Annotated in this window: 1 pseudogene; it reads right to left on the reverse strand. The window is 34.0% G+C overall.

The window, feature by feature from the left end:
• A pseudogene (locus DMP16_RS10140) lies at positions 1-920 on the reverse strand (hypothetical protein); the annotation flags it as partial.
• Positions 921-1060: the final 140 nt, after the last annotated feature.

A 1060-nucleotide genomic window follows, 5' to 3' on the forward strand; every position in this document is an offset into this window, starting at 1 on the left:
TAGTGTGATTGTAGCATAAGCGTTACATTAGATAACAAATTCTCACCAAGATTCTCGACATATATGGTTAATGGCAGTAGCGTTTCTCCAGGAGCTGCTATTTGTGGATCAGATGGAGTTCCCCAAGCGTCTACTAATGACACTTGATTAGATGCTCCAATATCTACTGGTAATAGAACGTATTGTGTATCGTTGTGATAATAAATTATTTTTAGTTTAATATAATAAAGTCCCTCTGTAGCATTTGGATATACTGAAGCCATTACTGTAACTTCTCCATAATATCCAGGTTCAATGGCTGAAATACTGGCATTACTTTGTAAGAATCTAACTGGGAATTGTGAGTTAAGATCTAATGTTATATTAGTAACTAAGCTATTTCCAAGATTTTGTAGTATTATTGTTAGTGGTACGTTATTTTCTCCTGGTCCTACTACCATTGGACTTGAAGTTGTTCCCCAGACTGATGATGCTGAGAAATTAACATAACCCAAGACTGGTACAGCAACTAGTACTGTCGTATCAATTGTTTGTCCAAACTGACCGATCCCTTGTATAGCTATAGCTTCAGAATATACGCCATCTTTAGCAGTGTTAGAGATATTGAATAAGAACGTGACATTTATCGTTTGGCCTACATTCCATAAAGGTACGTGGATAATCTTTGTTGAGTTGTAGTAGTTATAAACATAGAATGGATAAGTGTTAGTTGCAATAATTGATACATCTGTCAGATTAAATGGGCCCAAGTTAGTTAAATGAAATGTTATAGGAACTTCTATCTCACCGGGCGAAATAGGTTCTAGCGTTGATGAATATCCTTGGAAGTAGTTTGTAGCTGAAGTGGTTGTTAATATAAACAAGGGTGATAATAAAAATATTACAATCATTAAGTAAGTCAGAAATACTTTCCTATTCATACTTCACCACACTACAAAAAGATATATCTAAATATTTAAGTGTTTTTATCAGTTAAACCTTTTATCTGGCACTAATGTGCATTTATGGCATTTTTGTAAGAATCTAACTGGGAATTGTGAGTTAAGATCTAATGTTATAT

This window comes from Sulfolobus sp. B1, assembly GCF_007050195.1.
Lineage (GTDB): Archaea > Thermoproteota > Thermoprotei_A > Sulfolobales > Sulfolobaceae > Saccharolobus.